Annotated in this window: 9 protein-coding genes; 5 read left to right on the top strand and 4 right to left on the bottom strand. The window is 73.5% G+C overall.

Going from position 1 to position 12,346, the window contains the following annotated elements; genetic code table 11:
- Positions 1–35 precede the first annotated feature (35 nt).
- Positions 36–527, bottom strand: a complete 492-nt coding sequence (locus ACGFSC_RS31625; RefSeq protein ID WP_380358978.1) for a hypothetical protein — start codon at positions 525–527, stop codon at positions 36–38.
- A gap of 478 nt (positions 528–1,005) precedes the next feature.
- Here ACGFSC_RS31625 and ACGFSC_RS31620 point away from each other — a divergent pair, with 478 nt between their 5' ends.
- Positions 1,006–5,067, top strand: a complete 4,062-nt coding sequence (locus tag ACGFSC_RS31620; protein ID WP_392864295.1) for a polymorphic toxin-type HINT domain-containing protein — start codon at positions 1,006–1,008, stop codon at positions 5,065–5,067.
- Positions 5,068–5,081: 14 nt separating this feature from the next.
- Positions 5,082–5,432, top strand: a complete 351-nt coding sequence (locus ACGFSC_RS31615) for a hypothetical protein (RefSeq protein WP_392864293.1) — start codon at positions 5,082–5,084, stop codon at positions 5,430–5,432.
- 377 nt (positions 5,433–5,809) lie between these two features.
- Here ACGFSC_RS31615 and ACGFSC_RS31610 read toward each other — a convergent pair whose 3' ends face one another.
- Positions 5,810–6,175: a hypothetical protein gene (locus ACGFSC_RS31610; RefSeq protein ID WP_359904740.1), complete on the bottom strand. Its 366-nt coding sequence runs from the start codon at positions 6,173–6,175 to the stop codon at positions 5,810–5,812.
- A gap of 313 nt (positions 6,176–6,488) precedes the next feature.
- A complete protein-coding gene (locus ACGFSC_RS31605) occupies positions 6,489–7,094 on the bottom strand; it encodes a CGNR zinc finger domain-containing protein (RefSeq protein WP_359904743.1) in 606 nt (201 codons plus the stop codon).
- An 85-nt stretch (positions 7,095–7,179) separates the two neighbouring features.
- Between ACGFSC_RS31605 and ACGFSC_RS31600 the strand changes: the two genes are divergently transcribed.
- Positions 7,180–8,754 carry an FAD-dependent monooxygenase gene (locus ACGFSC_RS31600; RefSeq protein ID WP_359904746.1) on the top strand — a complete coding sequence of 525 codons (1,575 nt, stop codon included), beginning with the start codon at positions 7,180–7,182 and terminating at the stop codon, positions 8,752–8,754.
- 278 nt (positions 8,755–9,032) lie between these two features.
- Positions 9,033–10,262: a serine hydrolase domain-containing protein gene (locus ACGFSC_RS31595; RefSeq protein ID WP_359904749.1), complete on the top strand. Its 1,230-nt coding sequence runs from the start codon at positions 9,033–9,035 to the stop codon at positions 10,260–10,262.
- Positions 10,263–10,368: 106 nt separating this feature from the next.
- Here the strand turns inward: ACGFSC_RS31595 and ACGFSC_RS31590 are convergent, their stop codons facing one another.
- Positions 10,369–11,415 (bottom strand): alcohol dehydrogenase catalytic domain-containing protein, encoded by a 1,047-nt coding sequence (locus ACGFSC_RS31590; RefSeq protein WP_359904752.1) that lies wholly within the window; start codon positions 11,413–11,415, stop codon positions 10,369–10,371.
- A gap of 292 nt (positions 11,416–11,707) precedes the next feature.
- On the opposite strand from ACGFSC_RS31590, the gene ACGFSC_RS31585 reads away from it, so the two are divergent.
- Entirely contained in the window at positions 11,708–12,265 is a 558-nt protein-coding gene (locus tag ACGFSC_RS31585; RefSeq protein ID WP_359904754.1) for a DUF6879 family protein, read from the top strand.
- Positions 12,266–12,346 lie beyond the last annotated feature (81 nt).

Genomic DNA, 12,346 nt, shown 5'->3' with positions numbered 1-12,346 from the left:
CGGGAAGGTGGACGGGGAGCGGGGGCGGGCGCGGGTCAGCCGGTGACGCGAAGTTCGAGCAGGGTGGTGGGCTTGCCGCTGCCGTTGCCGCTGCCGATCCCGACCGGGACGGCGGTGCCCTTGGCGATGTCGATGCTCTGGGAGGCGCCCTCGCTGGTGAGCTTGGCGTTGACCGAGTAGTCGTCGGTGCGGATCCGGAACACGTTGGGCACCTCGACGGCGAGGTAGCCGGTGGTGCCGGTGGCGCGGAAGCAGATCTGGTTGCCCTTGTCGTTGGGCAGGTCCCAGCTGAGCACGCTGATCTGGTCGTCGACGGCGCAGTCGGACAGCACGATGTGGCCGTCGCCGCGCAGCAGCTTCACGTTGGGGTACGGGGCCGGGCCGGGGTGGACGAAGTCCTCGACGGCCACCGGCGCGGCCGAGTTGTCCGCCGGGGTGCCGTCGGCGGAGGCGATCGCCGTGAGGCCGAGCGTGGCGGCCGCGGCGACGGCGCCGCCAACGAGCCAGCGGGACATGCGCTTTGACATGAGTATTCCTCTTCGTTCGTTTGATGTTGCCCTGGTCGACAGATCGCCGGAATGGGACGAAGACCCCGGATGGAAGGCGAACCGACATGATGCGATGAAGCGTCATGAATGGCGGGAACAAGGGTTGGAGGCCACTTGACCACCCCTGTGACCATCGGCGGAAACCGCCCCATCGAACCAGATCGACTGAGCCCGCGCCAAGACCCTTTTTGCAGCTCAGGCAGGCAAGTTGTCACGATTTGGAATGCATTTGATCACATGCTGACGGTGCGACACCTTTGCCGAATTATGAACCCACTGAGGCACTTTGACTCCTTGACCTCTCTTCAACTCTTTGACTTCGTGAGCGTTCTGTTGGACCGTCATTTATCGTGGGGATCTGCCACGGCCGGGATTCGGCCGATGTCGACAGTGGAGGTTTCCCGTGCGCCCATCGATATCCCGCTCACGACGGCGAGGGAGGGGAGGGCCGCCGCTGTTGGGCAGGCTCTCCCTGAGCCTGCTGCCACTGGCCCTCACGGCCGGACTGGTCGGGGCCGGCGTGCCGAGCGCCGCCGCAGGGACGGTCGGCGGAGAGGTCCAGCCGAGCGACCGCCAACGCGCCGTTCAGGCGTGGCTCAACAGCGGCCCCCGGCTCCACGCACTCGCCGAGGCCGCGCTCACGGGCTCCGACCAGGACGTGAAGCGCTTCCTGGACACCGAGTTCGCCGCGGCGCAGAACGCGGACGACCTGCTCACCGCCACGCAGATCTCCAGCGTCGGCGGGCCGAAGGTCCGCGAGGCCGCCGACAAGGCCATCGACGGGACGGCCGCGGACCGACGCGCCTTCCTGGAGAGCGGCTGGCAGGCGGCGCTCGACGCGGACCGACGGCTGTGGATCACCCGGATCACCGACCCCGCGATGGGCGCCGGACGGAGTCTCCAGGCCGCGGGCGACGCCGCGCTGCGCAGCAACACCAGTGACGACCTGCAGCGCTTCCTGACCGAGGGCCAGTTCCCGGCGAAGGACGCCGACGACCGGGTCAAGCTGGTCCAGATCCTCAGCTCCGGTGGCCCCAACGTCCAGGCCGCGGCGCGTCTCGCGCTGAACGGCACGATCCAGGACGTGCGCGACTTCCTCGCCGTCGGCCGGTACATCGCGCAGAGCCGTGACCAGGAGCGCGCGAGCATCGCGCAGCTGGCGCAGCAGGCCAAGGACGCGAGCGCCCAGGCGGCCCAGGAGACGGCCGCGGCCATCGAGGCCAAGGACACGGCGGTCCACGAGGCGCAGAAGGCCATGGAGGCCGCCGCGCGGGCCGCGTCCGAGACCCAGCAGGCCGGCAACGACGCGGCCAAGGCCACCGCCGCCGCGAACGACGCCGCCAGTGCGGCCGACCGCGCGGGTGCCGCGGCGAAGACGGCGATGGCTGCCGCCCGCGCGGCCAACGCGGGTGCGCGCGCGGCCGCCTACGCGGCGTCCAACGCGGCCGCCGCGGCGGCCGGGGCCCAGCGCGCCGCGGCGAACGCGCGGACGGCGGCTGCCGCGGCGGCCGGTGACGCGACCAAGGCGCACGAGGCACGGGTGGCGGCGGACGCCGCCGACGCCGCGTCCAAGATCGCCGCGGACGCGAACGCCACGCTCGTCAAGGCGAACGAGGCCGCCAAGAGCAGCAAGGACGCGGCGGGTGCCGCGCTCAGTGCCAAGGGCAACGCGGATGCCGCGGCGGGTTCGGCCGAGCAGGCCGGTGCCTACGCGGACAGCGCCGGCGGGCAGTCCGCCAAGGCCAAGCAGGCCGCGGCGGCGACGCGCCGCTCGGCCGCCGAGGCCGGCCGTGCCGCCGCCGCCTCCCAGCAGCTGGCGGCCGAGGCCGTCACGAAGGCCGACGCGGCCGCGGCGCTCCTGAAGTCCGCGGGCGAGCACGCCGCCGCAGCGGCGCAGGCCGCGAGGGACGCCGCCGACCACGCCGGTCAGAGCAGCAACGCCGCGCAGGAGTCCACCGACCACGCGAACGCCGCCTCCGGCTTCGCCGCGGACGCCCAGACCGCGGTCGACAAGGCCAACGAGATCCAGGACCTGGCCCGCCGCACCGAGGCCGAGGACCTGACCAACCGCACCGCGGCCGCCGTGGAGAAGGCCCGCAAGGCCAAGGCCGACCAGGCGGACAAGCAGGCGCAGACCGACCAGGCCGCCCAGGACGTCCAGAAGGCCAAGGCCGAGGCCGACCGCCTGGCCCAGCTGGCCAACCAGCCCGGCGCCACCCCGGCGCAGGTCGCCACCGACGGCCGCAAGCTCGCCCTCGTCTCCCGCAAGATGTCGAGCACCTGGGGATCGGCGGCGGCCGACGCGGCTCTCACCGGCAACGACGCCGCCGTGTTCTCCTACCTCAAGGCCGGCCGCAAGCAGGCCGAGGAGCACGACGCCCGCGACCGAGCCACCAAGATCTACGGGGACTCGGAGAGCGACGCGGTCCGCACCGCCGCCTACACCGCGCTCCAGGGCACCACGGACCAGGTCAACGCCTTCCTGGCCAGTGGTCAGTTCGATGCCGCGGCGCCGGAGAACCGGCTGACGATCACCCGCATCAGCGACAGCACCGGCCCGGCCGTCAAGGCCGCCGCCGACGCCGCGCTGCGGGTCAACACCCCGGCCGCGCTGCGGGACTTCCTCGGCAAGGGCCTGGCCGACGCGCAGGCCGCCGACGACCGCCTCGTCGCCACCCGGCTGGAGGACGCCCCGGACACCGAGCCCGAGCTCAAGGCCGCGGCCAAGGTGGCGCTCGAAGGCCCAGTCCAGGACCTGCGCACCTTCGTGGCCCAGGGCCAGTACACCGCCCAGCAGAAGGACCGGCTCACCGCCGTCCACGTCGCCGACGTCAAGGGCCTGATCGCCGAGGCCACCGCCGCCGCCGCGACCGCCCAGAAGAACGCGGCCACGGCCCAGGCCGCCGCCGCCATCGCCCGCAACGCCTCCGCCGAGGCCAACGGCTACGCCGCCCAGGCCCAGGCCTCGGCCAACACCGCCGCCGACTACGTCACCAAGGCCCAGGCCGCCGCCGACGCCGCCCAGGCCGACGCCGCCAGGGCCGCAGCGGCCGCCAAGAGCGCGAGCGCCGCCAAGGCCTCCGCCAACCGCGACGCCGCCAAGGCCGTCTACTCCGCCAACCAGGCCGAGCGCTCCGCCCGGCAGGCTCGCTGGTCGGCGGCCGAAGCCAACGAGTCCGCGAGCGCCGCCCGCAGCTCCGCCGAGGCGGCCGGTCAGGACGCGACGGCCGCCCAGACCGCCGCCGACAACGCCCACGCGACCTACGAGACGCGGCGGGACGCCGAGGAGAAGGCCCGGCTGGCCAGGCTGGAGGCGGAGCGCAAGGAGGCCGAGAAGCAGGCCCAGGCCGCGAAGGAGAAGCAGGACTCGATCGCGGCGATCGAGGAGGAGATCAAGAAGGCGAAGGAGGACAGCGAGAACGTCAGCTACCTCTACCACCTCTTCTCCGAGAGCATCCACCTCACCCTCGACGTCATCGGCGGCGCGGGCGGCGTCATCGCCCCCGGCCTCGCCGACATCGCCGACCTCGTCAACTGCGCCTACTACGCGGTCGAGGGCCGAACCACCGACGCGGTCACGTCCTGCATCGGAGCGATCCCCTTCATCGGTGACGGTGCCGCCGTCGCCAAGCTCGCCCAGTGGGCCAAGAAGTTCGGCTCCTGGGGCGAGAAGGCCGTCGAGTTCATCAAGAAGCTCGTCACCCGTCTTCCTCCGCCGACCTGCCCGCTGAACAGCTTCCCGGCCGGTACCCGCGTCCTGATGGCCGACGGTTCCACCCGCGCCATCGAGACCGTCCAGGTCGGCGACGAGGTCCTCGCCACCGACCCCACCACCGGAGTCGCCGGTCCCCGTCGGGTGTCGGCCACCATCTACACCCCGGACGACCGCGACTTCACCGACATCTCCCTGGGCGCCGGGCAGTCCCTGACCAGCACCGGCCACCACCCCTTCTGGTCCGAGAACCGGAAGTCCTGGACCGACGCCGCCGACCTCAGGACCGGCGACGAACTGCGCGACCCCGCCGGACAGCCCCGGCGCATCGAGGACGTCCGGAACTGGAACACCCTCCAGCCCGCCTACAACCTCACCGTCGACGACCTCCACACGTACTACGTGCTGGCCGGCGACCTGCCGGTCCTGGTCCACAACACGACGAACTACTGCCCGAAGCGTCTCGCCCTCGGTCTCAGCGAAACCCAGGACGGCAAGGACCTGATGAGCCCGTTCACCAAGCTCACCAAGTCCGAGTCGTTCATGACCTTCCCCGACGGCACGGACTGGAAGCAGACCGTCCGTGACGCGCTCGCCCCGGGGAAGGACACCGCAATCGTCTTCAACCTCACCGGCTTCGGGAAGGATCTGGCACGGGAGTGGGCCGCGGCACAGGAGGGGATGGCGGTTCCCGTGCAGCCCTTCACGGGCTGGGAGCTGGCCATGATCAAGGCTGCGCCGAAGGAGGTACGGGATCGCGTGAAGTGGTACCTGGACGGTGTAGAGACGACGAGCCCCTTCGACTGAGACGAGCCCTTCGCATGACCAACGGGATGACGTTCCTGGCAGGAATCGACGATCTGCCCCTGCGGACCGGGCGGGCCTTCCGCCCCTGGTCCTACTCGGTGTCGCACCGCTGCCTGGTGCTGCGGACCTGGGAGGACGACACGAAGCCGGCCCTGGAACTGGAGTTCAAGAACGTCTTGGCGATGAAGCTCCGACGGAGCTTCGACCCGCTGCACGTGTCCGAGGTCGTCGACGGGGTCCCCGAGATCGACGAATTCGCGGACATCTCGGACGAGGACCGCGAGTTCTTCCGGACCCTGCTGTTGTCCGGCGGCACCCACCAGGGGTTCGTCGTGTGCAGCCGCATGCAGCTCGTGAGCCTGTGACACGACTCCGTTGATCCCGAGGCGTGAGGGCGTCCTGCCGGTTCCGTCCGGCAGGACGCCCTTCCCCTCGGCCGTCGGCCCCCTCCGAATCCGGAGGGGGCCGACGCGTTTCCGACCCCGTCCAGCAGCGCCTCGACGCGCGGGCGGGCGGGTTCACGAGGCCTCTCCTCTCGCGGCCGCGGCCGCCGCCGGAAGTCCCGGGTGCGGTCCGGGCGGCGTGGCGACCGCGATCCCGTCCAGGGCACCACGCGGAGCCCGGGGCGGTCGTCGGTGCGCAGGAGGAGAGGCGGCCGGGAACCTGCTTCCGACGGCGTATCACCGTCCCTGAGGGAACCCCGAGGAGGCTTCCGGTGACACCCGCCCGCCCGGCGTCGGCGTCAGCAGCCGATGGAGCGCATGGTGACGCTGGTGAAGTGGGTGCCCGAGGGGGCGTAGAGGGTGATGGCGCGGGACTTGCCCTTGCCGCCGGCCCAGTCGCTGTCGACGCGGCCGCCGTTGGAGAGGTTGCCGCGCACGTACGGACAGCGGCCGTCCGCCTTGGTGTCGTGCACCGTGCCGACGACCTTGGTGTTGTAGTTGCACCACTTGCCGTTCGCGTAGCCCTCGCCGGAGCTGACGCTCCAGTTCTGGGTGCACGAGTCGGCGGGCGGCGCGGCGTGGGCGCCGCTGGCCGGGAGGAGCAGGGCGGCGAGGGTCAGAGCGGCGACGGCGGCTCCGGGGACGGCGAGACGGCGCTTGGACATGGCGGTACCTCCACACGGGTGCACGGTGGACATCCGGGCCGGGGCGTCGGGCGGCGCGCGGCGCACGACACGCGCGGCACGTCCGGCCGCCCGCCCGGCGGTTCGTCGAGCGTGACGTAGTCGAACAACCCTCGTCAACCTGGGAGTTGGGGGGTGGAGGCGGCATGGTGTCCCTGGGGTACCGGGGCGGCCCGGGCGACCCAAGGGGTACGTCCCGCACCATGGGGGTGGGGTCGCCGGCCCGGATCGGTGTACGAACCCAGTGCGGGGGTTCGGCCGCGGCAAGGGCGGGGAACGGCCTCCTCCCCCGCCTTCAGGCCCGGTCCTCCCGCTGCGCGCGGTGGGCGGCGACGCGGACGCGGGTGGCGCAGCGCGGGGTGCAGTAGCGCTGCGGGGTGCGGCGGCCGGTGTCGATGAAGAAGCGTTCGCAGCCCGGGGCGGCGCAGCGGCCCCAGGCGCAGCCGCCGCGTTCGCCGAGCCACAGGCCGAGGGCGAGGGCGGCGGTGGAGAGCAGCCAGTGGGTGAGGCCGGCGTCGGCGGGGGCGCGGGTGTGCAGGGACCAGGGTCGGCCGGGGAGGCGGACCAGGCGGGGCCGGGCCGGGTGGCGGTCGAGCAGGGCGTTGATCAGTTCGGCCGCCCGGTCCGGGTCGTCCGTGTCGAGGACGGCGATCACCTCGGCGGTGGCCTCGCGCAGTTCGCGGGCGTCGGCGCCGGTGAGCCGGAAGGGCGGGCCGCCGTGGCGGTCCAGGAGGGCCTGGAGTTCGGCGGCGCCCGCGCCGGGGTCCTCGCGGACGGTGTTCGCGAGTTCGGTGAGGAAGTGGAGACCGCGGGGGTTGCCGGCGTCGGTGTCCTGGGGCTTGGGCCCGGACTTGGACTCGGACTCGGGCTCGGGCGGGGGCGGGGAGTCGGAGCGGGCCATGGGTCGCCTCGGAATCTCGAAGGGTTGCCGTCCGGACCATGGTAACTTCAAAAACACCCATTAGGCGTTACCGAGGAGTGGTGGCATGCAATTCCCGGAGACCACGTCCGTGCTCGTCGTCGGCGCGGGCCCGGTCGGCCTGACCCTGTCCGTCCTGCTGTCCGGCCACGGCGTGCCGCACCTGCTCGTCGAGGCGCGCCCCGGCACCTCGCGCCACCCCAAGGCCCGCGGGGTGTCGGCCCGTTCGATGGAGGTCTTCCGGCGGTGCGGCCTGGAGGAGGAGATCCGGCGGGCCGGGCTCCCGGCCTCCCAGGTGTTCTTCTACCGGGGCCGCAACCTGGTCGACCCGGACTACGTCCGCACCGGCCTGACCGGCGGCCCGGCGGAGAGCGCCGAGCGCACCCCCTCCCCGGGGCTGATCTGCTCGCAGGACGCCCTGGAGGCCGTCCTGCTGCGGCGCGCCCGCCGACTCGCCCCGGACGGCGTCCGGTTCGCCACCCGCCTGCTCTCCTTCACCCAACGGGACGGGCACGTCCACGCCCTGCTGGAGGACCGCGACTCCGGCGAGCGCCGCACGGTCCGCGCCGACCGGCTGGTCGGCTGCGACGGCGCGTCGAGCACCGTCCGCGCGGCGGCCGGGATCGCGATGGCGGGGCCGACCGGCCTCGGCCACTACCTGAGCGTCCGCTTCGAGGCTCCGCTCGGCGAGGTCGTCGCCGACCGCGCCAGCGCCTCGTACTTCCTCACCGAATCGGGCCGCGGCGGCTTCCTCGCCGTCGACAACGACCGGCAGTGGATCTACCAGCACCCGTACGATCCCGAACGCGAGGACGCCGCCGCCCTGGCGGCCGACCACCGGGCGCTCGCCCGGCTGGTCCGGGACGCCGCCGGGCTGCCCGAGCTGGCGGTCACCGTCCGGGACACCATGACCTGGCGGATGGACGCCCGCCTCGCCGACACCTACCGCCGCGCGCGGGTGCTGCTCGCGGGCGACGCCGCCCATGTGGTGCCGCCGACCGGCGGGCACGGCATGAACACCGGCATCGGCGACGCCGACAACCTCGCCTGGAAGCTCGCGGCGGTCACCGCCGGGACGGCCGGCGAGGCGCTGCTGGACACCTACGAGGCCGAACGCCGCCCGGTGGCCCGGCAGGTCGTCGACATCTCGCTCGCCAACTCCCGCGCCCGGGCCGGCTACCGGATCGACGACGAACTGCTGCTCACCGCCGCCTACCGCTCGACGGCGGTCCTCGCCGACCCGGCCGACCCCGCGCTCCCGCCCCTGGACCCCGGCCTCGCCGGCCTCGAACACCCCGACGGCACACCCGGCACCCGCCTGCCCCACCTGCGGCTCGCCGGCCCGCCCGGGGCCGCGTCCACCCTGGACCTGGTCGGGCCGGGCTTCACCCTCCTCACGGCCACCGGGGACGCGGCCTGGCGCCGGCAGGCGGCCACCGCCGCGGCGGCGGGACTGCCGGTCACCGTGCACGCACTGCCGGCACCCGGCCGGCCCGGGCCCGCCGGCCTCCCGCCCACCGGCGCCCTCCTCGTCCGCCCGGACGGCCACATCGCCTGGCGGGCGCCGCACCCTCCCGCCGAGGACGGGCGGCTGCTCGCCGTCCTGCGACGGGTGCTGTCGACGGCGGGCGCGGGGACATAGCGGATGACGATTTTCTGACGGACGGTCATAATCTTTCGGCCACAGGGGGGAAACGGCGCGGTCCTCCCCGTCGTCCTGCCCATTCCGTTCCTGCTCCGACCCCGGCCCCGGACCTCCACGCGGGGTGAAGTACGCCTGCAGGACGGTGACTTCGGGCTCACCCCGACCCCGGGGAGGATGCCGGGCGGCACCTCCGGTGGATGCCCGGACAGGAAGCCCACCGGCAGACTCGGCGCGAGGGGGCGCCGACGCGCGCCCGACAGGGGAGGGACGCAGGCATGACGCCACATCCGCGCACATCGAGGGCCGGTATCCGTTCGGCCGCCGCACTCCTGGCCGTCACCGCGCTGCTCGGCGCCGGCGCCACGACGGGCTTCGCCGCGCCCTCCGCCGGACTGCCGGTCGTGATCCAATCCGCCGACGAGGAAGGGGAGTTCCTGCCGGAGGGCGCCGATTCCACCGCGCTGCGCACCACGCTGCGGGGCATCGTCGACGCCGGCTCCTCGGCCGCCGTAGGAGAGGTCCGCCAGGACGGGCGGACCGTCTGGCGCGGGCGCGCCGGGGTGGCCGACCCGGTCACCGGAGCGGCGGTGCCCGCGCACGCCCGGTTCAGGATCGGCAGCGTCACCAAGACCTTCGTCGCCACCGTCGTGCTCCAGCTCTCCGCCGAGCGGCGCCTCGGCCTGGACGACCCGGTCGACGCCCGCCTACCCGGCGCGGTGCCGAACGGCGCGGCCATCACAGTCCGCCAACTGCTCGACCACACCAGCGGGTTGTACAACTACACCGAAGCGCCCGGCATGGATCCCCAGGACGAGGACCAGTACCGCAGCTGGCTGGCCGGACCGCGCTGGCACACCTACCGGCCGGCCGACCTGCTCGCGCTCGCCAACGGCCGTGCCCCGTACTTCCCCCCGGGGCAGGGCTGGCACTACTCCAACACCAACTACCTGCTCGCCGGCCTGCTCATCGAGAAGGTCACCGGCCGCCCCTGGCAGCGGGAGGTCGAGCAGCGGATCCTCCGGCCACTGGGACTGCACGACACCACCATGCCCGGCCTGTCGCCGCTGCTGCCCGGCCCCCACGCCCACGGCTACGTGAAGCTCTCGACCGGGCCGGTGGACGTCACCGAGCTCAACCCGTCCGTCATGGGCGCCGCCGGACAGGGCATCTCCAGCGCCGCCGACCTCAACCGGTTCATCGCCGCCCTCCTGGACGGCCGGCTGCTGCGCCCCGCCGAACTCGCCGAGATGACCAGGACGGCGGACGCCGGGCCGGGACGCGGCTACGGGCTGGGGCTGGCCCGCTTCGACACCCCGTGCGGCGTCTTCTGGGGCCACAGCGGAGACCTCCCCGGCTACTCGACGATGGCCGCCGGCACGGCCGACGGCCGACGCCAACTCGCGCTCTCCCACAACCCGTTCGACCGCTCCGACCCGCGCGCCGCCAAGACCGCCGTCACGGCCTTCCTCACCACGGCCGCCTGCGGGACCGCCCCCGGGCGGTGATCCGCGGCCCGGGCGGTGATCCGCGGCCCGGGCGCGGCAACCCGGGGCGCAGCAACCAGGGCGCCAGCGGGCCGGGGCACGGCAACCAGGGCGCGGCGGCCGGGGATCAGCGCCCGGTGGTGACGACCATGCGGAAGCGGGCCCGACCGCCGGCCATCCTGGCCACCGCAGCCGCGGTCTCCTCCAGCGGCACCTCCTCGATCCACGCCCGTACGCCGGTCCGGGCGGCGAAGCGCAGGGTGTCCTCGGTGTCGACGGCGGTGCCCGAGGAGTGGCCGTAGACCCTCCGGTCCCCGGTGATCAGCTGCAGCGGGCTGATCGAGAGGGCGTCGGCGGAGACGCCGACGACGACGAGCTCGCCGCGCCGACCGAGCCCGTCGACGACGGCGGACATGGCGTCGGCGTTGGTGACCGTGGACAGGACCACCTTCGCGCCGCCGAGCGACCGCAGGGCCCCGGCGACGTCGCCGGCGGTGCTGTCGATGTACTGCTCGGCGCCGAGCTCGTGCGCCAGCGGCTGCTTCTCCGCGCCGCGGGCGATGGCCACCGTACGGAAACCCATCGCGCGGGCGAACTGCACCCCCAGATGGCCGAGCCCGCCCAGGCCCAGGACCGCGACCGTGTCCCCGGGCCCGGCGGCGGAGCGGCGCAGGGCGTTGAAGACGGTGATCCCGGCGCAGGCCAGCGGGGCCGCCTCGGCGGCGGTCAGCCCGTCGGGGATCGCGGCCAGGGCCATGGCCGGGACGACGACACTGTCGGCGTATCCGCCGGGGTAGGCCGCCCCGGGGACCTGCAGCTCGGGACAGTGGATGCCGTCACCCGAACGGCAGGCGTCACAACGGCCGCAGCTGCCGCCGTACCAGCCGACGGCGACCCGGTCACCGACCTTCCAGCCCTCCACCCCCTCGCCGAGGGCGTCGATGCGGCCCGCGATCTCGTGACCGGGGGTGACCGGGAACGTCGTGCCCGGCAGGGCGCCACCGGCGATCAGGAGGTCGGAGTGGCAGACGCCGCACGCCTCGACGGCGACGCGCACCGCCCCGCGCCCCGGATCGCGGACCGGCACCTCGGACAGTTCGGGCGCCGCCCCCGGGGCTGCGACCAGCACGGCGCGCTGCAGGCCGTCGGAGGAGGTGGACGAGGTGGCAGCCATGGTGGAGAACCCTTCCGTACGGAGTCGAAGGTCGAAAGGCCGAAGGCCGGAAGTCAGAGGCCGGAAGTCGGAGGCCGAAGCCAGGCGGCAGGCGGCGGGCGTCAGGCGTCACCCGCCTCGGCACTCCCACCAGCTTCGTCCCTCCGCCGCCATTTGTCCGCGCACGCCCGCCGCGCCGACTCCCCGGCCCGGTGGGCGTCATCGGGCGAAAGGCCGCATCGTCGGTGCCCCGGCGGCAAGAATGTGGTCCGCGTCCCGCTGGGAACGGCCCCGACCCCGAGGAAGGCTTGTGATGACGCAGAGCGCACCCGACTTCGCCGAGCTGCTGAGGGGCGCCACGCGCTCCGCCGTGCACCTGGAGATGCGCGACACCTACTCGGTCGGCGAGGAGGTCGAGCCCTTCGACCGCTTCAGAAGGACCGGCGAGGTGGACAACGACCCGAACACATCGTTCTGGCCGACGTGGATCCCCCTGGTGGAGGATGCCGTCTCCCGGGGTGTCGTCCTGCGCCGCGCCCGGATCGTCTCGGAGCCGGTGACCGACTACATCAGGTACGAGCACGCCGTCACCCCCGTCAACCTCGCGGCCGGCGAACAGGTCCGGTGGCTTCCCCGGAGCCGGGCATCGACCATCGCCCTCCCGGGCAACGACTTCTGGCTGATCGACCGGCGACTGGTGCTCTTCCACTGGTTCACGGGCGACGGCGACTGGGCGGGCCACGCCTTCACGGAGGACCGGGCCGCGGTGGACCTCTGCTCCGCGGCCTTCGAGGCCGTCTGGGCGGCGGGCGTCCCCCACGAGAAGTTCACCGTCGAGAGGTTCGCCGTCGAGAGGTTCGCCGTCGAGTAGTTCACTGTTGAGAGGTTCACCGTCGAGAGGTTCACCGTCGAGAGGTTCGCCGTCCGACGCCACGGGCACCGGACGCCTGCC

It is taken from the genome of Kitasatospora sp. NPDC048715 (genome assembly GCF_043198905.1).
Lineage (GTDB): Bacteria > Actinomycetota > Actinomycetes > Streptomycetales > Streptomycetaceae > Kitasatospora > Kitasatospora lactacystinica.
Note: the sequence above shows the minus strand (reverse complement) of the source record. Positions and strands in the feature narration are given on the sequence as shown.

Bases quoted from the DNA above. Each gene is read 5' to 3' on its own strand.
- ACGFSC_RS31625 (WP_380358978.1), bottom strand. From the start codon at position 527: ATGTCAAAGCGCATGTCCCGCTGGCTCGTTGGCGGCGCCGTCGCCGCG.
- ACGFSC_RS31600 (WP_359904746.1), top strand. From the start codon at position 7,180: ATGCAATTCCCGGAGACCACGTCCGTGCTCGTCGTCGGCGCGGGCCCG.
- ACGFSC_RS31605 (WP_359904743.1), bottom strand. From the start codon at position 7,094: ATGGCCCGCTCCGACTCCCCGCCCCCGCCCGAGCCCGAGTCCGAGTCC.
- ACGFSC_RS31595 (WP_359904749.1), top strand. From the start codon at position 9,033: ATGACGCCACATCCGCGCACATCGAGGGCCGGTATCCGTTCGGCCGCC.
- ACGFSC_RS31590 (WP_359904752.1), bottom strand. From the start codon at position 11,415: ATGGCTGCCACCTCGTCCACCTCCTCCGACGGCCTGCAGCGCGCCGTG.
- ACGFSC_RS31585 (WP_359904754.1), top strand. From the start codon at position 11,708: ATGACGCAGAGCGCACCCGACTTCGCCGAGCTGCTGAGGGGCGCCACG.
- ACGFSC_RS31615 (WP_392864293.1), top strand. From the start codon at position 5,082: ATGACCAACGGGATGACGTTCCTGGCAGGAATCGACGATCTGCCCCTG.
- ACGFSC_RS31610 (WP_359904740.1), bottom strand. From the start codon at position 6,175: ATGTCCAAGCGCCGTCTCGCCGTCCCCGGAGCCGCCGTCGCCGCTCTG.